Below are 21,141 nucleotides of genomic sequence, written 5' to 3'. Positions count from 1 at the left end.
AAGACACAAAATCGCCCGGACCAACGGCCCGGGCGCAATGGATTTCCCTTCGCGTAAAAAGCGAGTTAGCCCGCCATGAGCTCCTGACCAAAATCATCGTCATAGCCCTGCCCCGAGAGATCCCAATCACCATGGGCACTGGGCGTTGGAGCCGAAGCGAAAGACGAAGACGAGGGTTTGAACTGCGCCACCAGTTGCGCCAGCTCGGTCGCGGCCTGCTGCAACGACTTGCCCTGCTCACTGGATTTCAGAACCATGCTCGCGTTCTGCTGCGTCACCCGGTCCAGCTCGGTCATACCCGAGTTGATCTCGGAGATGGTCGAGGCCTGCTCACCGGAAGACTCGGCGATCTGGCTGGCCAGGGTCGACACCGACTGGATCTTGGTGATAATCTCGTCCAGAGATTTACCAGCCTCATCAACCAGTTCTACGCCGATCTTGACCTTTTCCGAGCTGCTCTGGATCAGTTCCCGGATTTCATTCGCCGAATTGGCCGACTTCAGCGCCAGCGACCGCACTTCGGAGGCCACCACGGCAAAACCACGGCCGGCCTCACCTGCGCGCGCCGCCTCAACCCCAGCATTCAGCGCCAGCAGATTGGTCTGGAACGAGATATCGTCGATCACGCTGTTGATCTCCGAAATCTTGCCCGAGGCCTCATTGATCTCCTGCATGGCCACGACGGTCCGCTTCACGATATCGCCGCTGCGCATCGCCTCGCTGGTGGTTTCGGCAATAGTGCCTTCGACCGCTTTGGTCTGTTCGGTGGCGGATTGAACATTGGAGGTGATATTGTCCAGTGCAGCCGCAGTTTCTTCCAGGGTCGCCGCCTGATTTTCGGTGCGGCGGGACAGCTCGTCCGTGCCAACCGCCATCTCGCCGATCTGACCTTCAATATCTCCGACCGTGCTCAGCACCCGCCCGATCACGTCATCCAATGCTTCGGCCGTCTGGTTGAAATCGGAGCGCAGCGCGGCATATTCGGCGCTCATTTCCTTGGTGATCCGGTACCCGAGGTTGCCCTTGGACAGGTTGTTCAGACCGTTTGCCAGTTCCTTAACCACATCCGCCTGCTCCTTCGCGGCAGCGCGGGACTGCCCCTCCAGCTCGGCATTGGCGCGCATCGCCTCGACGAATTCGACAACCGCAGCGGCCAGACGGCCCAGCTCGTCGCCACGCGATTTTTCAGGCACCGCGCTGTCAGTATCGCCATTGCGCAGCGCATCGATACGATCAACGATCCGGTCCAGCGGACGCGTGACCGAGGCCGCGGAGAAATAGACGATCAGGCCAATTGCAAGACAGATCGCAAGACCGATGACCGCAGACTGCAGATAGAGCGCAGAGACGGTGTCCTGGATCGCGCTGTTGTCAAAGCCCATCACCATTTCCCCCACAACGGTGCCATCGGTGAGGGAGATCGGAAACTTGACGTAGACCACTTGATTGACCTCGGTGGTCTTCTCTTCCTGCGGATCCGCCAGCAGGGTTTCCACCGCCCCGGTAACTTCCGCGCGCCGGTCCTCGCTTACGAACACCTCGGTAAAGGTCTCACCATCGACCACGACCTGCGCGAACAGAGCGTTTTCCATATCCGCCACGCCCTGGATTACCCCCTGCGCCGCATCACTGTTGAAATCCCAGACCGCCGCAGCGACCGGAGGCCCGACAAACCGTTGCGCCAGCCCGACCTCATCCTCGAAGGCGTCAATCAAGGCGCTGCTGTGCTTGGACGCCCAGAAGACGGTGTAAGCAATGTTCGATACAACAATGCAGGCGAGGATGGGCAGCAGCAGTTTCTTCTTGATGGACATGCCCAAGAAACGTGAAAGCTGGCGTTTCATTATGGTGCTCCGGTTTGGTGACGAACGTGTCAGTGATCTTGAGGCCAGGCTGCATGCAGAGCTGCGTACACCCCCGGCAAGCAGGGTTCCGGGTTCAAAAATTCTTTTTGGAGGCGCCACGCATGGCGCCCCGTTTTCCCGAAGGAGAGGTTATGCGCCTGCCGCACGCAAAGGGTCGTTCCCCCGCGAAGGCAGATTGCACAGGGTGGTAGGCGCGGGCCGGGTTAGACCAACACGCCTGCCACCGCTGCGGATCAGAAGGACATGTAGTTGTCTTCCAGCGCGTCCCGGTATTTGTCGGTCCACCGGGTGTTGATCTCCTGGATGGTCCCATCTGCTTCCAGCTCACCAAAGCAGCGGTCGAAATCAGCAGCAATCGCCGGATCCCGGAAGCTCATGACATAGGGGCTGGGTTCAAAGATGGCGCGGAATTCGAGCGGCTGGCTGGCGTCGACACCAGCGGAAGAACCAGCTTCCTGCAGCTGGCGGCTGAATTCAGCGAAGAGCATACCATCGCCCAGAATGCCATCGACCCGCTTGCCATAGAGCAGCTTGCTCTGGGTCTTCTGGTCCGCCATTTCGCGGTAAGATTTGAAGCCTGCGGTCGCACCATCCAGACCGGGGATGATGTTGCTCGCGCCCTCAAAGGCCACGACGTCCCAGCCATCCAGATCCGACAGCGCATCGGCCTGCTGCTCTGAAGAGGTCAGGAACGAAACACCATTCTGATAGTTGATGTAGGTTTTGGTCTGGGTGCCGGCCGTGGGCATGCCCAGCGGCACGGTGGCCACCGCATCACCCGAGCCTTTTTCGAAGGACTGCCAGTGGCGGGTGAAGGGCTGGATCTTGAACACAGCGCTGTGGCCGCAGTGGCCCAGAACAGCCGAGATGATCTCGGCCTCGCGCCCGGTGCCATCCTGATTGATCATCGGAGGTAGATCACCAGCCATGACTGTAATTTCGGCCGCTACCGCGGAATTGGAAAAGACGAGAAGAGACGCAGACACACATGCTGCAATTCCGAACTTCATACTTCGCTCCTGGTATTGAGTACCAAGCCAAAGAAGTCGATTCGTCTTAACGGGTGCTTATCACTCACGCGCCTGTAGGTTGCAAAAAAGGTCATAACTTCGCGAAAAATTGACCTGCACATAAAATGTGCATCAATGTGGAAGCGCCTCGAAAGCGGCGCGAAATATTATTTCCAAGACAATCCACGCTTTGAACACTTACGTCTCTCTGGAGGGTCAACGTATTCCCGCGCAAACAGAGATAGTCGGCCGCCGAAGGCAATCCGCCAATAGAAAACGGGCCCCGAATGGGGCCCGCTGTCCTTCTTCAATTGAGACCGCGCCTTACTCTGCCGCTTCGGCGTAGTCCTCCAGCGGCGGGCAGGTGCAGATCAGATGGCGGTCGCCATAGACATTGTCGACCCGGTTGACCGGTGGCCAGTATTTGTCGACGCGGAAGGCGCCCGGCGGGAAGCAGCCCTGTTCGCGGCTGTAGGGACGGTCCCAATCCTTGACCAGATCCTCCATCGTGTGCGGTGCGTGTTTCAGCGGGTTGTTCTCCCCGTCGATACGGCCTTCCTCGATGTCGCGGATCTCTTCGCGGATCGACAGCATGGCCTCACAGAACCGGTCCAGTTCGGCCTTGGTTTCGGACTCCGTTGGCTCCACCATCAGGGTACCTGCCACCGGCCAGCTCATCGTCGGGGCGTGAAAACCGCTGTCCATCAGACGTTTGGCAACATCGTCCACGGTGACATGAGCACTGTCCGCATAGGGGCGAGTATCTAGGATACACTCATGCGCGACGCGGCCCGAGGGACCTTTATACAAGACGTCGTAGGCCCCTTCGAGCCGCTTGGCGATGTAGTTGGCGTTGAGGATCGCCACCCGCGTCGCCTGGGTCAGACCGGCGCCCCCCATCATCAGGCAATAGGCCCAGCTGATGGTCAGGATCGAAGCCGAGCCGAAGGGCGCACCCGACACCGGACCTTCTTCGCCGCCGGTTTCGGGATGGCCCGGCAGGTGCGAGACCAGGTGCGATTTCACACCGATCGGTCCCATGCCCGGGCCGCCGCCGCCATGCGGGATGGCAAAGGTCTTGTGCAGGTTCAGGTGGCTGACATCGCCGCCCAGATCACCGGGACGGGACAGGCCGACCATGGCGTTCATATTGGCGCCGTCGATATAGACCTGACCGCCCAGATCATGGGTAATCTTGCAGACCTCATGCACGGTTTCCTCGAACACGCCGTGGGTCGAGGGATAGGTAATCATGCAGCCCGCAAGGTTGTCGCGGTGCTTTTCCGCCTTGGCCCGGAAATCGTCGAGGTCAATATCGCCGTTCTCGGCCGATTTCACCACCACGACCTTCCAGCCGACCATCTGCGCCGAGGCCGGGTTGGTGCCATGCGCCGAGACCGGGATCAGGCAAATGTTGCGGTGCCCTTCGCCGCGCGCCCGGTGATAGGCTGCAATGGTCAGAAGACCGGCGTATTCACCCTGCGCGCCGGAATTGGGCTGCATCGAAATCGCATCATACCCGGTGATCTGGCACAGCTTGTCGGACAGATCCGTCACCATCTCGCCATAGCCTTCGGTCTGATCAGACGGTGCAAAGGGGTGGATATGGGCGAACTCGGGCCAGCTGAGCGGCATCATTTCGGCTGCAGCGTTCAGCTTCATAGTGCAGGAACCCAGCGGGATCATCGCCCGGTCCAGCGCCAGATCGCGATCCGCAAGACGACGCATATAGCGCATCATCTCAGTCTCGGCCCGGTTCATGTGGAAGATCGGATGGGTCAGGTAGTCCGAGGTCCGATGCAGGTTCTCTGGCACCCGGTATTCCGGGGTGAAATCATCATCCTTGCGGACAATCCCAAAGGCGCGCCAGACGGCTTCGATGGTTTCCGGACGGGTGGTTTCATCCAGCGTGATGCCAACCCGGGTCTCACCAACGCGGCGCAGGTTGATACCTTCATCGACAGCGGATTTCAGAACTGCCGCCTGCAGCGGGCCCACATCGACGGTGATGGTGTCAAAGAACACCTTGGGATCGACCTTGAAGTTCGCCTCTTCCAGCCCTTTGGCCAGACGCACGGTCTTGCGGTGGATACGCTGCGCAATCGCCTTCAGCCCCTTGGGACCATGGAAGACGCCGTACATCGAGGCCATCACAGCCAGCAGCGCCTGCGCGGTACAAACGTTCGAGGTCGCCTTTTCGCGGCGGATGTGCTGTTCGCGGGTCTGCAGCGAAAGGCGGTATGCCTTGTTGCCATGGGCATCGACCGAGACGCCGACGATCCGGCCCGGCATCGCGCGCTTGTAGGCGTCCTTGGTCGCCATATAGGCCGCGTGCGGCCCGCCTGCCCCCATCGGTACGCCAAACCGCTGGGTCGAGCCGACAGCGATATCGGCGCCCATGGCACCGGGCTCTTTCAGCAGCGTCAGCGCCAGCGGATCGGCAGTGACCACGGCGATTGCCTTGTGCGCGTGCAGCTTTTCGATATGGGGGGTGAAATCGGTCACGTGACCATAGGTGCCGGGATACTGGAAGATGGCGCCAAACACCTGCTCGGGGTCCATCTTCTCCGGATTGCCGACGATCACCTCGATGCCCAGCGGTTCGGCGCGGGTCTTGATCACGGCGATGTTCTGCGGGTGGCAGTCGCGGTCGACGAAAAACGCCTTGGCCTTGGATTTGGCAACCCGCTGCGCCATGGTCATCGCTTCGGCGGCGGCAGTCGCCTCATCCAGAAGCGAGGCATTCGCAATTTCCAGACCGGTCAGATCGGAAATCATCGTCTGGAAATTCAACAGCGCCTCAAGACGACCCTGCGAGATTTCCGGCTGATAGGGGGTGTAGGCCGTGTACCAGGCCGGGTTTTCCAGAATGTTGCGCTGGATCGCGGGCGGGGTCACCGTGCCATGATAGCCCTGCCCGATCAGCGAGGTCATCACCTTGTTCTTTTGTGCGACTTCGCGCATGTGGAACAGCAGCTCGCGCTCGGACAGCGGGCGACCAAAATCCAGCGCAGCCTTTTGCCGGATCGACGCCGGAACGGTGTCGTCGATCAGCGCATCCAGACTGTCGGCGCCCACCACGCGCAGCATCTCGTCCATCTCCTCGGGAGACGGGCCGATGTGGCGGCGGTTGGCAAAGTCATACGGCAGGTAGTCCGTCGGTTCAAAAGACATGAGGCACCCCTTCAGGTTCATGTTTCAGGCACAACCCTATCGTTCGGGCAGGCCCGTTCGCACAGCGCAGTGGTTCCCCGCCCCCGGATCTGGCGGCGGGGAATGAGAAATCAGCCGATGAACGCCTTGTAACCGGCTTCGTCCATATAATCGTCCATCGGAGACAGATCGGACGGTTTGATCTTGAAGAACCAGGCTTCGCCTTCGGGGTCTTCGTTGACCTTACCCGGCTCATCCGCGATGGCTTCGTTGATCTCGACGATCTCGCCGTCCAGCGGCGACAGGATGTCCGAGGCGGCCTTGACGGATTCGATCACCACGATCTCTTCGTCCTTGGTCACTTCGCTGCCGACCTCGGGCAGTTCGACGAACACCACATCGCCCAGCTGTTCAGCAGCATGGGCGGTGATGCCCACGGTGATGATCTCGCCTTCGGCCTGCAGCCACTCGTGTTCTTCGGTATATTTCATGTCCACTTTCCCTTTGAACAAACGCGCCTGTTTTTCTGTTTCAGCGCTTGAAGTTGGCCGCCACGAAAGGCAGCATTGCAACGGTGACAGGCGCGCGTTTACCGCGCAGCTCGCCATAGATACGGGTGCCGGGCGTGGCCATGTCCGCAGGGACATATCCCATCGCCACCGGGCCGCCCTCGGTGGGGCCAAAGCCGCCAGAGGTGATCTTGCCGATGGGCGCGCCGCCCTCGGGTTCGGCAAACAGCTCCACACCTTCGCGCATCGGCGCGCGGCCTTCGGGTTTCAGGCCCACACGGCGCACAGTCGGCCCCTCTGCCATCTCGGCAAAGACATGCGCCGCGCCCGGAAAACCACCTTCGCGGTCGCCGCCGGGGCGACGCACCTTCTGGATGGCCCAGGTGAGCGAGGCCGCCGCCGGGCGGGTCTCTGCGTCAATGTCATGGCCGTAAAGGCACAGACCGCCTTCAAGGCGCAGGGAGTCCCGCGCGCCAAGGCCAATCGGCTCTACATCAGCGCGCGCCAGCAGGCGGCGGGCAAACGCTTCGGCCTGGTTTGCAGGTACGGAGATCTCATAGCCATCCTCGCCCGTGTAGCCCGAGCGGGAGACCCAGATTTCGACCCCATCTGCATCCAGGGTAGCCACATCCATGAATTTCATGTCCGCGGCGGCAGGCGCAATCGCCGAAAGAACCGCCTCGGCCGCAGGACCCTGCAGCGCCAGCAGCGCGCGGTCAATAATGGGGGTAACAGTCACAGCCGGTTCCAGCGCCGCCTTCATGCGGGCGATATCGGCCTCTTTACAGGCAGCATTCACGACCACGAACAGGTGATCACCGCGATTGGCGAACATCAGATCGTCCTCGATGCCGCCCTGATCGTTGGTGAACAGACCGTAGCGCTGGCGCCCTTCCTTGAGGCCCAGCACGTCCATCGGCACCAGCCTTTCGAATGCCTCGGCCACCGCCGCATAGCTCTCCCCGGTCAGGATCACCTGCCCCATGTGGCTGACATCAAAAAGGCCCGCCTTGGCGCGGGTGTGCTTGTGCTCGCCCATAATGCCCATGGGATACTGCACCGGCATCAGATACCCGGCAAAAGGCACCATCTTGCCACCCAGCTCTTCATGCAGGGCAAACAAAGGCGTCTTTTTCAAATCAGACGTGGTTTCATCAGACATGCGTGTCCGTCCCGTTGTCACGGCCGGTCCGATCCATCTGTTCGAATGGGTCCGGCATCCAAGTTCTGCGCAGATTTCGCCTGCACACTTCGATGCCCCCTCTGTCCCTTGCGCCTGAGATCGCTATCCCTTCGGCGCCCCGGTACCTACGCCGGGGTCTCTCCAGAGTTTACTGCGCAGGCGGTCCCTTTGGCCTGAGAGTTTCCGGGGCGGTTGCTCCTTCGGCACCGGTTGGAGCGAGGTGATTCCGCTCCGCTGCGGTTCTCCCGTCTGCGCGCCCCGAAGCTAACAGCGCGCCGCCTGCCGTTCAAGACGCAAACGGCAGCAATACTGTCGCTTTCAAGGAAGTTTGATGCCGATTTCAGAACAGGTTGAAATATTCGGCCTGTTCCCATTCGCTGATGGTGTTCAGGTAACGATCCCATTCGAACCGTTTGAGATGGGACAGATACCCGGTGAAGCCCTCCCCCAGAACGCCACTGAACAGATCGCTCCCTGCCTCGAATGCCGCCAGCGCCGCGCCCAGCGATTTCGGCAATTCCTGCGCCCCCTCACCATAGGGAGAGGTCGTGGGCAACGGCGCCTTGAGCCCCGCCGCAATTCCAGCGCCGCCCGCAATCAGCTGCGCGGCAAAGGCGTAATAGGGGTTTGCGGAACTGTCCGGCGCGCGGTTTTCGATCCGGCTCGCGGGATCGCCGGGCGCCATCAGCCCGCGCAGCATGGCGCCGCGGTTGTCGGCGCCCCACTGGATCCGGTTCGGCGCCAGCTGGAACGGCATATAGCGTTTGTAGCTGTTGACCGTCGGTGCGATCATCAGCGACGAAGCCTCCGCATGGGTCAGCAGCCCGGCGATCCAGCCCGACGCCTCGGCGCTAAGGCTGCCATCCGCCTGCGGCATGAACAGGTTGCGGCGCGTGGCGATATCCTGCAGCGACTGATGCACGTGCCAGCCGTTGGCCATCGCGTTCTCCAGCCGTGGCTTGGCCATGAAGCTGGCGTGCAATCCTTCGCGGGCACATACCTCCTTGACCATGGTACGGAACATCACCATCGCGTCGGCCTGTGTCACCGGATCGGCAGGGGCAAAGGTCAGCTCGACCTGGCTTGGCCCCATTTCGATTTCGACCGAGCGCACATGCAGACCCAGCCCCTGCGCGTTGCGGCGGATGAGATCCAGCACGCTTTCCATTTCGCCATAACGGGTTTCGGTCAGATACTGGTACCCCTGCGCCAGATTGCGGGTCTCAACCGGCGCGCCAGGCATGCCCGACTGCCCGTGATCGCGGGCATCGCTGGTCCGCTCAAAGACCTGAAATTCCACCTCCAGCCCCAATGTTGCAGCCATGCCCTGCCCGGCCAGCCGATCCACCGCCGTCTGCAGCACGGCTTGCGAGGCAAAGGGAACCGGGCTGCCATCGCGCATCACCGGCGTGCAGAGGATCCAGGCCGAATGCGGCGACCACGGCAGTACGCGGAAAGTCTCCGGACGCGGCACCAGCAGCACATCACTCGCCCCCTGCATCAGGCTGGCAGGACCGTCATCTGCCTCGCTCCAGACGGGAAAGGCGGTGCGATGCGAGGTATCTTTCAACAGCAGGGTCGAAGGCACATTGAGCCCCGCAGAGAACAGGCTGTCAAAGGCGTCGGCCACGATGGTTTTGCCACGCAGGATGCCGTGCTGATCGGCAAACAGAACCCGGACGGTTTCTATACCCTCTGACCTGACCCTTTGCAGCAGATCCGCCGCCTCAGCGCGGCATGCATCGGACAAGAGGCCAAGACGGGCCAGCTTGCCTGTGGAAATATCTTCGGCCATCTCGCCTCTTTCATCGCTATGCATCCGGCCCTACCGGGGCCGGTGCTGGCTGTGGTGTTGCGTTGCTTCCGGGACGGTTCAGACGCTCGCATCCCAGGAGCACTGGCCGCGGCGCGCATCGTCAGCCTCTTCCGCCGCCTTTTGCCAATCGCCGTCCTGGGCGATCGAGTCATTGGAAATAGGCCCGAAAATGCTGCCAAGGTCCAGTCCGCCCGCCATCGGAAGATCCGCTTCGCGGCCCTCCTTCACGGCCGCAATCGCTGCCCGCAGCATACGGCGGTAGCGGATGATGGCCACATCCGACTTGCCCAGATGCTCCTGCGTGCGGTCCTGAATGGCGCCCATGCTCTCAACTGCCCATTGATCGTGCACGTTGATGTCGAGCCCCATGCCCGTATAGGTCTCGCTTTCCTGCTCGGCCGGGTTATAGCCGTATTCGTTGCGCTTGTTCTTCTTGGGCGCATAGCTGGGCAGCACGTGTTCCTTCAGGCGCTGTTCGCGCATCAGCTCCTTGTTCACCGGTTTGTCGAAGCTGGTGAACATCGAATACCAATAACAATTCTCGTCATCGATCGGCACGTGCCACTGGGTGATCGTCATTTCCCGGCTCATCGGAATGCAGATCGCCTCGGGGAAGATCTGGTTGGTGACCCGCACGTGGCTGCGGCCATCCTCCATATGACGCAGGGCGGTGATTTTCAGCCCGTGATCGGCCTCTTCCACCTGAATTTCCGGGCGCGGATAGTCGCGCAGCAGCTTGGTCATCGGAATTTCGGTGTTGCCCGCCTTATCGCGGAACTGCTTGCCATAGCTGTCGGCGGGATCTTCGTCCTGCAGGAACCGGTGCAGGAAAGAGGCATGCGCCGGGTCGATCCCCACTTCCATCGCCTGCAGCCAGTTGCACTCCCACAGACCCTTGAAGGCAAAAACATGCGTATCAGGTGCCCGGAAACAGTCAAAGTTGGGGAATTCCGGCGGCTCACCCGGCCCCATGTAGGCCCAGACGATGCCGTTCTTTTCAACGACGGGATAAGACGCGGTCTGGATCTTCTCGTGCATCCGGCTGCCTTCCGGCTCACCCGGCTGCTCGACGCATTGCCCAGAACGGTTGAAATGCCAGCCATGGAAGGGGCAGCGCAGACCGTTATCCTCAAGCCGCCCATAGCACATGTCTGCGCCCCGGTGCGGACAGTGCCGCCCGATGAGGCCGAGCTTGCCTTCGGTATCGCGGAACAGCACCAGATCCTCGCCCAGCAGACGCACCGGCACCACCGGGCGCCCCTGCTGCAATTCATCCGAGAGCGCCGCAGGCTGCCAATAGCGGCGCAGCACCTCTCCGGCATCGCTCCCCTTTCCGACGCGTGTCAGACTGTCGTTGAGTTCCTGGCTGATCATGGCGGGATCCTTATTCCTGTCTGCAATAATTCGAACCGAAGGTAACAGGCTGCAACGAGTGACTTGACGAAGTTCGAAATACGCACCAATATATGTTGATACGCACAATTACTGCGCAGCCTGAGGATCGGTGTCAAGACCTGTTCCCCTTATGGCGAGCGGCTTCTTTGGGACTTCGAATGAACAAACCTCCTCAGGACCGGAACATTTCATCCAGCTTTGCCAAGGGTCTGGCCGTCATGGCGACCTTTGACGCCGAAACACCCAGCCTCACCCTGGCCGAAATCGCGCGCCGCAGCGGACAGGACCGGGCAACTGCGCGCCGGGGGGCCCTGACACTGGTGCAAGCCGGGTATCTGCGGCAGGACGGCCGCATGCTATCGTTGACGCCGCGGGTTCTGGCGCTCGCGGGCGGTTTCCTGCAGGCCAACCAGTTCGGCCACCGGGTTCAGCCGGTGCTGAACCAGCATGCCCGCAAGCTGGAGGTCGGCATCACCCTTTGCATTCTGGATCAGGACCGGGTTCTGCTGTTGGCACAATCCACCGTCGATCAAGGACCGGTCACCTACGGCTTTACTGCGGGGGCGCATATCCCGCTGCTGCACACCAGTCTCGGACGGATGCTTCTGGCCTGCCTACCGCCCGAGGAGGCGGGCGAAGCCGTCGCGCGCGCGGATAAACCGCGCCATACGGAGCAGTCCCTGACCCACCCCGAAGACATCACCAATCAGGTCGACCTCGCCCGTCGTCAGGGATGGTGCCTGACCGACAGCGAATTCGAACCAGGCATCCTTGGCCTTGCGGTGCCCGTCTCCGTTCCGGGACAAACTCCGATCGTGGTTGGCGCCTCCGTCCCGCGCGGAAACAACCCCGAGGCCGACACTGGCGATCTGCTGCAGGGATTACAACTCTGCGCCGCTGATCTGCGCCAGTCCAAAGCCGTGGACTGCCTCTGATCGTTGCCCGCTCGCACCCCGGGGCGCCGGCTCCGGGGCATATTCAAAAATTATTGAACAATGTTTTTACCACGCCGCACCTTGGACCCGCGCGCGCATCGGCTCATAGTCGCTCCTGACGCGCGGTAACCGCCTGCCCAAATAATGCCAGGCGGGACAGTCCGCGCACCATCAGAGCCTCACAAAGGACGGCGGCACCATGACAGAGCGCAGCTATTTTACCCCAACAGGCGGGCACCCCGGGCAGGACCAGCTGCTGACAGACCGAGCCATGTTCACCGATGCCTATGCGGTCATTCCCAAGGGCACCATGCGGGACATCGTCACCTCGGTGCTGCCGGGCTGGCAGGGCATGCGCATGTGGGTGATCGCGCGCCCGCTCAGCGGGTTTGCCGAAACCTTCTCTCAGTATATCGTCGAGCTGCAACCGGGCGGCGGCTCTGACACCCCGGAAACCGATCCGGCTGCGCAGGGCAGCCTGTTTGTTACCGCTGGCCAGGTCGAGCTCAGCATCGACGGCATCGCGCATGTGCTGGAGGAAGGCGGGTTTGCCTATGTGCCCCCGGGCAGCGACTGGTCGCTGCGCAATCCCGCCGCAGACACCGCCTCCTTCCACTGGATCCGCAAACAGTGGCAGTCCGCACCGGGCCTGACCGCACCCGTCTTTTTCACCGTCAATGAAAAGGATCTGTCGCCCCATATGATGCCTGGAACCGAGGGGCGCTGGGGCACCACGCGCTTCATGGATCCCGAAGACCTCTCCCATGACATGCATGTGACCATCGTTACCTTTGAACCCGGCGGCACCATTCCTTTTGCCGAAACCCATGTGATGGAGCACGGGCTTTATGTGCTAGAGGGTAAGGCGGTCTACCGGCTCAATCAGGACTGGGTCGAGGTGGAAGCCGGTGATTTCATGTGGCTCCGCGCTTTCTGCCCACAGGCCTGCTATGCGGGTGGACCGGGCCGGTTCCGCTACCTGCTTTACAAGGATGTGAACCGCCATATGCCGCTCACGCCCCTTCGCTGAACGGCCGGGTCGGCGGCTTTTCCTCGGACGCCCCATTGCAAACCGCAGCCGCGACGCTAGGCTGCGAGTACGTCTTTGCCTTCAGGAGCAGTCCGATGACTTTTGCTTTTGCCCCGGCCCGCACCCTTGCCCGCCTTGTTTTCAGCCGCCGCACAACGGCCCCCGCTCTGGCGCTTTGCGCGACGCTCGGCGCGGGTATGCTGACGCTGCCCCCCACACCCGCCGCGGCCGGGGAGAAGGTGCAGGGAAGTCAGGTTACAATTCTGGGCCGCACCTGGATCGTCAGCCCTGTCGGCGATGGCACCGGTCGCTACCGGGCCGAGCGGCTGAACCGCAAGCTGGAAGCCTTCCGCCCGCCTGCAATGATCAGCGCCCGTCAGGCTGCGCGCGCCTACAAGGCCGCCACCGGCTGCACCGTCCGCCGCGACAGCATGCTGCGCACGATTTCCGGCGTCTACTACGCCGATCTGGTCTGCCGGTCGCGGTAACCGCGCACCGCGACGCCGCACGGCGCCTGCCACTCGCTCCCTTTTGCCTTCCCATTCAGATATTCATCGCCCCAATCCGGACCGGCTGCGCCGCTCCATTTCCGGGGCCGGAGAACAATTCATGAAAATTGCCATCAACGGATTTGGCCGCATTGGCCGCACCATCCTGCGCCAGATCCTGACACTGCCCGGATCCGAAAGCATCGAGATCGCCCGGATCAACGATATCGCACCGCTCGATATCTGTGCATACCTGTTCCAATACGACAGCACATTCGGCCCCTTCCCCGCGCCGGTGGAGACAGGAGAAGCCAGCCTGCACGTGATGGGGCGCACTATCCCGGTCAGCCATGCAGCGGACCTGACTGAGGTCGATCTGTCCGGTGTCGATGTGGTTCTCGAATGCACCGGCATCGCCCGAACCTCCGACGTGGCGCAACGCGGCCTGCAGGCCGGCGCGCGCAAGGTGCTGATCTCCGGCCCCTCCCCCGCCGCCGAACGCACCGTGGTTCTGGGCGCCAACGAGGATAGGCTGACAGACGCCCGCATCGTCTCCAACGCCTCCTGCACCACCAATGCCCTGGCGCCGCTGGTACGCCTGCTTGATGAACTCGCGGGCATTGCTTCGGCCCATATGACCACGATCCACTGCTACACCAATTCGCAGCCGCTGGTAGATGCGCCCCGCGGCGATTTCGCACGCTCGCGTGCGGCGGCAATGTCGATGGTGCCAACCACCAGCTCGGCCACTCACCTGATCGACGAGGTCCTGCCGCAGCTGAAGGGCCGGATCAGCGGCGCTGCCGTCAGGGTGCCTGCCGCCAGTGTTTCCGCCGTCGATCTGGTGGCTAGCCTTGAAACCCCGTTCAGCGAAACTGACGCCCTCAGCGCGCTGAAGGAAGCCGTCGAAGGCTCTCCGGTGCTGGGCTGGACCGATCTGCCGCTGGTTTCCTCGGATCTGCGGGCCCGGCCGGAATCACTGGTGATCGCAGCGCCGGAAACCCGGATGTGCGGCGACAGACAGATCCGTATCTTCGGCTGGTATGACAACGAATGGGGCTTTTCCGCCCGCATGCTGGATGTGGCCCGGCTGATGGCGCAAAGCTGACGCTCTGCGAGCCGCAGACACTCTCGCCCCGCTCTCAAGGTCTGGCTTCGGGGTCAAGGGCAGCGCAGCTGCCGCGCCTTGGCGCGGGCTCCCCTTGAGGCCGAAACCAGACCGATAGAATGGCGCAGGTGCCTGAAGGCAGACCTGCCCTTCAGGCACCTCTCAGCAAAAAGAAAAGCGCCGCGCGGCAGCGCGGCGCTAGGCCCAACGGGACCAGATCATCACGGGATGATCGCAGGACGGGCGGGAGAGCCCCCGCCAATCCTTGTGACTTGGATCAGTCGTGCCCGAGGCTGCCCTGACCATGCCCCGACATGCCGCCCGAGACCTCCTCGGTGGCGCTGCCGGGCAGTTCCATGGGCAGCACCAGGTTCAGCACGATGGCGATTACCGCCGCAGGCAGTAGGCCGCTGGTCATCAGGATCCGCAGCGTATCGGGCAGATACTGCACCGCACCGGGTTCCAGCTGCAGCCCCAGTCCCACCGACAAGGAGATTGCAAAGATCACCATGTTACGCCGGTTCCAGTCCACATCGGACAGCATCGAAATGCCCGCTGCGACCACCATGCCGAACATGACGATGACGCCGCCACCCAGCACCTCGATCGGAATGGTGCGGATAATGGCGCCGACCTTGGGCACCAGACCGCAAATGATCAGAAAGATCGCGCCGCAGGTCACCACATGGCGGCTCATCACGCCGGTCATGGCGATAAGGCCGACGTTCTGGCTGAAAGATGTATTCGGCAGCCCGCCAAAGATCCCCGCAACCGCCGTGCCCAGACCATCGGCATAGGTCGCTCCGGCGATCTCCTTGTCGGTGGCCTCGCGCCCGGCGCCACCCTGAGTGATGCCGCTGACATCACCCACGGTCTCAACAGCCGAGACAAAGGCCATCAGGCAGAAACCCAGGATCGCGGCAAAGGAGAACTCGAACCCGTATTTGAACGGCACCGGCAAAGCAAAGGCCGACGCGCGGGTCCAGCTGGTTCCGATGGCCTCAAAGCTCACCATGCCGACCATCAGCGCATAGATATAGCCCACGATCAGCCCCAGGAGTACCGCCGAGATCGACAGCATGCCACGGGCAAAGAATTTCAGCCCCAAGGTGGCAAAGATCACGATCAACGCGGCCGACCAGTTCAAGAGCGAGCCGTATTCCGGCTTGCCGATGGCAGGCACGCCGCCTGCCGCGTACTGGATGCCGACCTTGACCAGCGCCAGACCAATCATCGTCACCACCAGCCCGGTCACCAGCGGCGGCAGGGCAAAGCGGATCTTGCCGATCACCATGCCCAGCGCCGCATGAAACAGACCGCCGATCAAAACGCCGCCATATAGCGCGCCCAGCGCATCGACGCCCTTGCCCGCGACCAGCGGGATCATGATCGGCAGAAAGGCAAAGCTGGTGCCCTGCACGATCGGAAGCGCGGCGCCAACAGGGCCGAGGGTGATCGTCTGCAGCAGCGTCGCCACCCCGGCAAACAGCATCGACATCTGGATCATGTACAACAGCTCGGGAAAGTCGGGTGAGTTCGAACCAAACCCGAACCCCGCCGCCCCGGCGACGATGATCGCAGGCGTCACATTGGACACGAACATCGCAAGCACATGCTGGATCCCCAGCGGTATCGCCTGGGTCAGCGGCGGCGTGTAATTCGGATCGCGCAGCTCTGCTGCCGTTCCGATGGAACCATCTGCCATTTTCATTTCCCTCTTCTGTTGGATCTGTTGGTGTTGTTATCGGTGCCACCTCTTATCGGGTGGGCTTGAAAACAGACGAGGCGCCCGTCAGGGGCGCCTCACCTCATATGCGGTATCGAACCAGTGTTCCTGCAGATTTGCGCCGGGACCGATCCGGTCCACCACGGCAAAGAGGCCGGGTTCGCACAGCGGCGTCAACACGCCGTGCCAGGTGCCACGGTGGAAATTGATGGCCTGACCCGGTTCTGTCTCAAAAGCCAGCGGCCTGCCCGGCGCATCGCCCAAATCTTGGGCAACAACCACAAGGAAACCCTGCCCCCCCATGGGGATAAAGGCCTGGCTTCCCTCCGGGTGGCGCTCCACCATTTCCAGCCGCATCGGCAGGGTGCGCGGCTCGGCGTTGAACAGGCTGAGGCCCGCGCGCCCGTCCGCAAAATCCATCTTTGCCCGGTCGTGATAACGCCCGCAGAGGCCCTGATTGATGATCTTGTCGGGCGCGCCGGAAATGTCGATCAGATCCCCGAACGGTGCAAAGGCCTCGGCGCTGATCGGCGTGATCTCGATGATCTCACTCATGGCAGGAGATCCTTCAGGCGAAATTCGGCAATCCGTTCAACCTGACGGCAGGCCTCGGCAAATTCGGTATCCCGGTCGTTTTCGATCCGCCGTTCAAAGGCCGCCAGGATTGATGCCTTGTCGTGATCGCGCACGGCGATGATGAAGGGGAAACCGTGTTTTTCCACATAAGCAGTGTTGAGCTGCGTGAAGCTCTCCCGCTCAGCGTCAGTCAACGCGTCCAGCCCGGCGCTGGCCTGTTCTGAAGTGCTTTCTGCGGTCAGGCGTTTCGCGGCGGCCAGCTTTCCGGCCAGATCCGGGTGGGCGGTCAACACGCCCAGACGCTCAGCCTCACTGGCGGAGCGAAACATCCGGCACAAGGCATTGTGCAGCCCCAGTGCCGTGTCATGCGCCGGTCCCAGCTCCAGATCAAAGGCGCGCTCGGCGATCCAGGGGGAATGTTCGAAGATGCCGCCATAGGCCGCGACAAAGCTTTCCCGCTCCATCTGGCTCGGACGTGTGTAGCGCTTGTGCGGGTGGGTCTCTGCCCAGTGATCGGCGATATCGGCCCGGCGCGGACACCAGACGCCCTCAAACCCTTGGATATAATCAAGGAACCGCTTCAGCCCTGCGGCCTTGCCGGGCCTGCCTATCAGACGGCAATGCAGACCCACCGACATCATCTTGGGCGCTCCGGCCTCTCCTTCGGCATAGAGCACGTCAAAGGCGTCCTTCAGATACTGAAAGAACTGCTCGCCCGTGATGTAGCCCGGCGCGGTGGCAAAGCGCATGTCGTTGGCTTCCAGCGTATAGGGAATGATCAGCTGGTCCCGCTCGCCGACCTCGAGCCAATAGGGCAGATCGTCGTCATAGGTATCCGAGATATAGTCGAACCCGCCTTCTTCGGCGACCAGTCGCACGGTGTTGGCGCTGCAGCGGCCGGTGTACCAGCCGCGCGGGCGGGTTCCGACCACCTCGGTATGAAGGCGCACCGCCTCGGCGATGGCGGCGCGTTCCTCCGCCTCGGGCATGTCCTTGTGCTCAACCCATTTCAGCCCATGGCTGGCGATCTCCCACCCGGCGGACTTCATCGCAGCCACCTGCTCCGGGGAGCGGGCCAGCGCGGAGGCTACGCCATAGACGGTAACCGGGATATCCGCGCCGGTGAACATCCGGTGCAGCCGCCAGAACCCGGCGCGGGCGCCGTATTCGTAGATCGACTCCATGTTCCAGTGCCGCTGCCCCGGCCAGGGTGCGGCCCCGGCGATATCCGACAGGAAGGCTTCAGACCCGGCATCCCCGTGCAGCACGCAATTCTCGCCGCCTTCTTCGTAGTTCAGCACGAATTGCACCGCGACCTTCGCACCGCCCGGCCAGGCTGCATCCGGAGGGGTGGCGCCATAGCCGATCATATTGCGCGGGTATCTGTTCATGGTCTGCTGTCTCTTTGTTGATGTCGCCCGCCACTTTGGCAGGCAACCGCAAGCATAACCTCTATAATGGCAGAAGACCTGGCCCTTTTATCAAAATTTCCCGAAAACACTGTCAATCCGGCGCCATTTGCTCAACTCTCGCGCTTAGTGCAGGAAGAACAGACATAGCGAAGGAACTGCCAATGACCGGATACCTTACCACCCATGTTCTGGATACCGCCCGCGGCTGCCCGGCCGAGGGGCTTTCGATCACGCTTTATCGTGTCGAGGGTGGCACCCGGACCGAGCTGGCGCAGATGCAGACCAACGCGGATGGACGCACCGACAGCCCGATCCTGCCACAGGGGGAGTTTGCGACCGGCACTTACGAGTTGGAGTTCGACGCAGGCGGCTATCTGCGCGCCACCGGTCAGACCACGGAGGAGCCGCTGTTCCTCGACGTCGTGCCGATCCGGTTTGGCATCAGCGATCCAGAGGCCCATTACCACGTGCCGCTGCTGCTATCGCCCTATGGCTATTCCACCTACCGTGGCAGCTGAACGCCGCATCGGTCAGGCGCCGGGATCCTCGGCGCCCGTTTCGGTCTGGCGCATCGCCCGCGCCATACGCTCGGTCATGAAATCCATGAACAGCCGGGTTTTCGGATCCTGATGGCGCCGGTGGGTGTAGAGACAGGCCATCTGCACCGGTACCGGCGGCGTCGCGGTTGCAACCGGCACCAGCCGCCCGGCCTCCAGATGCGGCGCCACCTCGAACACGGGTTTGAGGGCGATCCCCTTACCAGCCAGAGCCCAGTCGGTCAGCACATCGCCATCATCGCATTCATAGCGCCCGGAGACGGCAAAACGCTGCGGCCCCTCCGGAGTTTGCAGCATCCACTGAAACTCACTGGCGCCGGGATAGCGCAGGTTGAGACAATTGTGCCCCTCTCGGATCAGTGCCGCCCCGTCCTTTGGCATGCCACAGCGAGCAATATACTCCGGCGCCGCAACTAGAACCCGGCGGCAATCGGCGATCTTGCGGATCCGCAGGGTGCTGTCTTCGGGTTGCCCCAGAAAAAACGCCAGATCCAGCCCTTCGGTGGTCAGATCCACCGCCCGGTCCGATAGTCGCAGGCGCAGGTTGATTTCAGGATAGCTCGCCAGGAATTCCGGCACCGCAGGCGCAACCAGTCGCCGCCCCACTCCCAGAGGCGCCGCTACGAACAGCGTGCCGCGCGGCGCATCCGTTAGGTGCATCACCTTCGCCTCGGCCTGGTCCACCGCGTCCAGCACTGTGACCGCGCCGCTATAGAACACCTGCCCCTGCTCGGTCGCGGTCAGGTTGCGGGTGGTGCGCTGGAACAGACGAACGCCCAGATAATCCTCAAGCTGGGAAATCCGTGCCGAAGTAACAGCCGGAGAGATCCGCAGATCCCGCCCCGCCGCCGACATGGAGCCAAGTTCGTAGACACGCACGAAGGTGCGGATATTGTCGAGGTAAGACATGGACGGGGCCGATATTATTCCAGAATTTTTGATACAGCTTGGATTTTATCTGCAATACCGAAGAATGTCGCCCTTGCCTAGGGTAAGGGCCAGTGACCGGACTGAGACCAGAGAACTATGACAACAGGGGCGTTTGCGCATGTATGAACTCGTGATGATGTGGGATTGGCTGGGTTTTGCCATCCGCTGGCTGCATGTGATCACCGCGATCGCCTGGATCGGTTCATCGTTCTACTTCATCGCGCTGGACCTGGGCCTGCGCAAGGCGGCGGATCTGCCCCCCGGCGCCCATGGCGAGGAATGGCAGGTGCACGGCGGCGGTTTCTACCATATCCGCAAATACCTGGTGGCCCCGGCCGAGATGCCGGAGCATCTGATCTGGTTCAAATGGGAGAGCTATTCCACCTGGCTCTCCGGCTTTGCGCTGCTGATGGTGGTTTACTGGGCCGGGGGTGAGCTTTACCTTATCGACCAGTCCAAGGCGGATCTTTCCCTGTGGCAGGGCATCGCGATCTCTGCCGCCACCTTGTCGATTGGCTGGCTCGTCTACGACCGCCTGTGCAAATCCGGCCTGGCCGAACGCCCTACCCTGCTGATGGTACTGCTGTTCGTACTGCTGGTGGCCATGGGTTGGGGGCTCAATCAGGTCTTCACCGGCCGCGCCATGATGCTGCATCTGGGGGCCTTTACCGCCACCATCATGACCGCGAATGTCTTTTTCATCATCATGCCGAACCAGCGCATCGTGGTGAAGGACCTGCAGGAAGGGCGCACCCCCGATGCCAAATACGGCAAGATCGCCAAACTGCGCTCGACCCATAACAACTACCTGACCCTGCCAGTCATCTTCCTGATGCTGTCGAACCACTATCCGCTGGCCTTTGCCAGTGAATACAACTGGCTGATCGCGGCGCTGGTATTCTTGATGGGGGTGACGATCCGGCATTATTTCAACACCCGCCACGCCAATGCAGGCAACCCGACCTGGACCTGGCTGGCCACGTTCCTGCTGTTCCTCGGGGTGATCATCCTGTCCACTGCCGGGCTGGAGCACGAAGGCGATGCTGAGGAAGAGGCGGCACTCCAAGGCACCGCCCTGGTGATGGCAGAGGCCGCAGGGTTCGAAGAGGTGCATGAGATCGTCATGGGCCGCTGTAGCATGTGCCACGCGCGCGAACCTTTCTGGGACGGCATCCGCACAGCGCCCAAGGGCGTGGTTCTGGAAACCGAGCGCGACGTGGCCCGCCGCGCCCGCGAAATCTACCTGCAGGCAGGCGTCACTCATGCCATGCCCCCGGCCAATATCACCTATATGGAACCCGAAGACCGTGCCGCGATCCGCCGCTGGTTCCGGGCCGCGCAGATGTGATCCGCGCCTTCTGATGGCGGGCGGCATGCATATGTGCGCACCAATCCGCCACCTGCCCGATCCGCTCCTGCGATGATACCTATCCCGGCTTTACCTCGGC

General features: G+C 62.0%; 17 protein-coding genes and 2 riboswitches. Of the genes, 6 read left to right on the top strand and 11 right to left on the bottom strand.

Annotation, left to right across the window (positions count from 1 at the left end):
- Positions 1–65: 65 nt before the first annotated feature.
- The 7 genes from JL2886_RS18475 to JL2886_RS18445 all read right to left on the bottom strand — a co-directional run bounded on the left by JL2886_RS18475 (position 66) and on the right by JL2886_RS18445 (position 10,910).
- Complete coding sequence (locus JL2886_RS18475; protein WP_082996132.1) at positions 66–1,844, bottom strand: methyl-accepting chemotaxis protein; 1,779 nt, start codon at positions 1,842–1,844, stop codon at positions 66–68.
- 254 nt (positions 1,845–2,098) lie between these two features.
- A complete protein-coding gene (locus JL2886_RS18470; protein WP_065273334.1) occupies positions 2,099–2,875 on the bottom strand; it encodes a transporter substrate-binding domain-containing protein in 777 nt (258 codons plus the stop codon).
- Between the two features lie 324 nt (positions 2,876–3,199).
- Entirely contained in the window at positions 3,200–6,049 is a 2,850-nt protein-coding gene (gcvP, locus tag JL2886_RS18465) for an aminomethyl-transferring glycine dehydrogenase (RefSeq protein WP_065273333.1), read from the bottom strand.
- Between the two features lie 110 nt (positions 6,050–6,159).
- Positions 6,160–6,519, bottom strand: coding sequence for a glycine cleavage system protein GcvH (gcvH, locus tag JL2886_RS18460; protein WP_065273332.1), 360 nt, complete (start codon positions 6,517–6,519; stop codon positions 6,160–6,162).
- Positions 6,520–6,559: 40 nt separating this feature from the next.
- Positions 6,560–7,699: a glycine cleavage system aminomethyltransferase GcvT gene (gene gcvT, locus JL2886_RS18455; RefSeq protein ID WP_065273331.1), complete on the bottom strand. Its 1,140-nt coding sequence runs from the start codon at positions 7,697–7,699 to the stop codon at positions 6,560–6,562.
- Positions 7,700–7,798: 99 nt separating this feature from the next.
- Positions 7,799–7,867, bottom strand: a riboswitch (glycine riboswitch).
- A 3-nt stretch (positions 7,868–7,870) separates the two neighbouring features.
- Positions 7,871–7,978, bottom strand: a riboswitch (glycine riboswitch).
- An 82-nt stretch (positions 7,979–8,060) separates the two neighbouring features.
- Positions 8,061–9,515 (bottom strand): glutamine synthetase family protein, encoded by a 1,455-nt coding sequence (locus JL2886_RS18450; RefSeq protein WP_065273330.1) that lies wholly within the window; start codon positions 9,513–9,515, stop codon positions 8,061–8,063.
- Positions 9,516–9,593: 78 nt separating this feature from the next.
- Positions 9,594–10,910, bottom strand: coding sequence for an aromatic ring-hydroxylating dioxygenase subunit alpha (locus JL2886_RS18445; RefSeq protein ID WP_065273329.1), 1,317 nt, complete (start codon positions 10,908–10,910; stop codon positions 9,594–9,596).
- Positions 10,911–11,089: 179 nt separating this feature from the next.
- Between JL2886_RS18445 and JL2886_RS18440 the strand changes: the two genes are divergently transcribed.
- From JL2886_RS18440 to JL2886_RS18425, 4 genes are all read left to right on the top strand, one after another.
- Complete coding sequence (locus JL2886_RS18440) at positions 11,090–11,866, top strand: IclR family transcriptional regulator (protein ID WP_065273328.1); 777 nt, start codon at positions 11,090–11,092, stop codon at positions 11,864–11,866.
- A gap of 199 nt (positions 11,867–12,065) precedes the next feature.
- Entirely contained in the window at positions 12,066–12,896 is an 831-nt protein-coding gene (locus JL2886_RS18435) for a bifunctional allantoicase/(S)-ureidoglycine aminohydrolase (protein WP_065273327.1), read from the top strand.
- A 95-nt stretch (positions 12,897–12,991) separates the two neighbouring features.
- Positions 12,992–13,384, top strand: coding sequence for a hypothetical protein (locus JL2886_RS18430; protein ID WP_237028399.1), 393 nt, complete (start codon positions 12,992–12,994; stop codon positions 13,382–13,384).
- 121 nt (positions 13,385–13,505) lie between these two features.
- Positions 13,506–14,492: a type I glyceraldehyde-3-phosphate dehydrogenase gene (locus JL2886_RS18425; protein WP_082996131.1), complete on the top strand. Its 987-nt coding sequence runs from the start codon at positions 13,506–13,508 to the stop codon at positions 14,490–14,492.
- A 277-nt stretch (positions 14,493–14,769) separates the two neighbouring features.
- Here JL2886_RS18425 and JL2886_RS18420 read toward each other — a convergent pair whose 3' ends face one another.
- The 3 genes from JL2886_RS18420 to puuE form a co-directional block, all read right to left on the bottom strand.
- Positions 14,770–16,197, bottom strand: a complete 1,428-nt coding sequence (locus JL2886_RS18420) for a uracil-xanthine permease family protein (RefSeq protein ID WP_065273326.1) — start codon at positions 16,195–16,197, stop codon at positions 14,770–14,772.
- Positions 16,198–16,284: 87 nt separating this feature from the next.
- The gene (locus tag JL2886_RS18415; protein ID WP_065273325.1) at positions 16,285–16,773 is read right to left on the bottom strand and encodes an ureidoglycolate lyase; all 489 of its coding nucleotides are present in this window, start codon (positions 16,771–16,773) and stop codon (positions 16,285–16,287) included.
- A complete protein-coding gene (puuE, locus tag JL2886_RS18410; protein ID WP_065273324.1) occupies positions 16,770–18,185 on the bottom strand; it encodes an allantoinase PuuE in 1,416 nt (471 codons plus the stop codon). The genes JL2886_RS18415 and puuE overlap by 4 nt, the downstream gene beginning before the upstream one ends.
- Before the next feature lie 182 nt (positions 18,186–18,367).
- Between puuE and uraH the strand changes: the two genes are divergently transcribed.
- Positions 18,368–18,724: a hydroxyisourate hydrolase gene (gene uraH, locus JL2886_RS18405; protein ID WP_065273323.1), complete on the top strand. Its 357-nt coding sequence runs from the start codon at positions 18,368–18,370 to the stop codon at positions 18,722–18,724.
- Positions 18,725–18,736: 12 nt separating this feature from the next.
- Here uraH and JL2886_RS18400 read toward each other — a convergent pair whose 3' ends face one another.
- The gene (locus tag JL2886_RS18400; protein ID WP_065273322.1) at positions 18,737–19,672 is read right to left on the bottom strand and encodes a LysR family transcriptional regulator; all 936 of its coding nucleotides are present in this window, start codon (positions 19,670–19,672) and stop codon (positions 18,737–18,739) included.
- Between the two features lie 139 nt (positions 19,673–19,811).
- On the opposite strand from JL2886_RS18400, the gene JL2886_RS18395 reads away from it, so the two are divergent.
- Positions 19,812–21,041 carry a urate hydroxylase PuuD gene (locus JL2886_RS18395; RefSeq protein ID WP_065273321.1) on the top strand — a complete coding sequence of 410 codons (1,230 nt, stop codon included), beginning with the start codon at positions 19,812–19,814 and terminating at the stop codon, positions 21,039–21,041.
- Positions 21,042–21,141 lie beyond the last annotated feature (100 nt).

The organism is Phaeobacter gallaeciensis (assembly GCF_001678945.1).
Lineage (GTDB): Bacteria > Pseudomonadota > Alphaproteobacteria > Rhodobacterales > Rhodobacteraceae > Phycobacter > Phycobacter gallaeciensis_A.
This window is presented reverse-complemented; position numbering and strand designations above follow the sequence as displayed.

Coding starts and splice junctions, on each gene's coding strand:
- JL2886_RS18475 (WP_082996132.1), bottom strand. CDS start 1,844: ATGAAACGCCAGCTTTCACGTTTCTTGGGCATGTCCATCAAGAAGAAA.
- JL2886_RS18470 (WP_065273334.1), bottom strand. CDS start 2,875: ATGAAGTTCGGAATTGCAGCATGTGTGTCTGCGTCTCTTCTCGTCTTT.
- gcvP (WP_065273333.1), bottom strand. CDS start 6,049: ATGTCTTTTGAACCGACGGACTACCTGCCGTATGACTTTGCCAACCGC.
- gcvH (WP_065273332.1), bottom strand. CDS start 6,519: ATGAAATATACCGAAGAACACGAGTGGCTGCAGGCCGAAGGCGAGATC.
- gcvT (WP_065273331.1), bottom strand. CDS start 7,699: ATGTCTGATGAAACCACGTCTGATTTGAAAAAGACGCCTTTGTTTGCC.
- JL2886_RS18450 (WP_065273330.1), bottom strand. CDS start 9,515: ATGGCCGAAGATATTTCCACAGGCAAGCTGGCCCGTCTTGGCCTCTTG.
- JL2886_RS18445 (WP_065273329.1), bottom strand. CDS start 10,910: ATGATCAGCCAGGAACTCAACGACAGTCTGACACGCGTCGGAAAGGGG.
- JL2886_RS18440 (WP_065273328.1), top strand. CDS start 11,090: ATGAACAAACCTCCTCAGGACCGGAACATTTCATCCAGCTTTGCCAAG.
- JL2886_RS18435 (WP_065273327.1), top strand. CDS start 12,066: ATGACAGAGCGCAGCTATTTTACCCCAACAGGCGGGCACCCCGGGCAG.
- JL2886_RS18430 (WP_237028399.1), top strand. CDS start 12,992: ATGACTTTTGCTTTTGCCCCGGCCCGCACCCTTGCCCGCCTTGTTTTC.
- JL2886_RS18425 (WP_082996131.1), top strand. CDS start 13,506: ATGAAAATTGCCATCAACGGATTTGGCCGCATTGGCCGCACCATCCTG.
- JL2886_RS18420 (WP_065273326.1), bottom strand. CDS start 16,197: ATGGCAGATGGTTCCATCGGAACGGCAGCAGAGCTGCGCGATCCGAAT.
- JL2886_RS18415 (WP_065273325.1), bottom strand. CDS start 16,773: ATGAGTGAGATCATCGAGATCACGCCGATCAGCGCCGAGGCCTTTGCA.
- puuE (WP_065273324.1), bottom strand. CDS start 18,185: ATGAACAGATACCCGCGCAATATGATCGGCTATGGCGCCACCCCTCCG.
- uraH (WP_065273323.1), top strand. CDS start 18,368: ATGACCGGATACCTTACCACCCATGTTCTGGATACCGCCCGCGGCTGC.
- JL2886_RS18400 (WP_065273322.1), bottom strand. CDS start 19,672: ATGTCTTACCTCGACAATATCCGCACCTTCGTGCGTGTCTACGAACTT.
- JL2886_RS18395 (WP_065273321.1), top strand. CDS start 19,812: ATGTATGAACTCGTGATGATGTGGGATTGGCTGGGTTTTGCCATCCGC.